The 238-nt window shown below is 64.7% G+C and carries 1 protein-coding gene; it reads left to right on the top strand.

Annotated elements, in window-relative coordinates:
• Positions 1-238 (top strand): BatD family protein (locus CQY20_RS34130; protein ID WP_165789344.1); only part of this gene is annotated, 238 nt, incomplete at both ends.

The raw sequence follows: 238 nt of genomic DNA, 5'->3' as shown, positions 1-238 counted from the left end.
AGGCTGCACGTACTGGAGGCGCGCGACCGCGCCAAGAGCAGCAAGCTGGCGCCGGTCTTCATCGATGCCAGCGTCGACCAGGAGACAGTCTACGTGCAGGCCCAGGCGATCCTCACCCTGCGCATCTACCACTCGGTGTCGCTATACGACGACAGCAGCCTGACCCCGCTGGCGATGAACGACGCGAAGGTCGAACAGCTCGGCGAGGCGCGCACCTACGAGAAGGAGATCAACGGCA

Source organism: Mycolicibacterium agri, assembly GCF_002553505.1.
Classification (GTDB): Bacteria; Actinomycetota; Actinomycetes; order Mycobacteriales; family Mycobacteriaceae; genus Mycobacterium; species Mycobacterium agri.
This window is presented reverse-complemented; position numbering and strand designations above follow the sequence as displayed.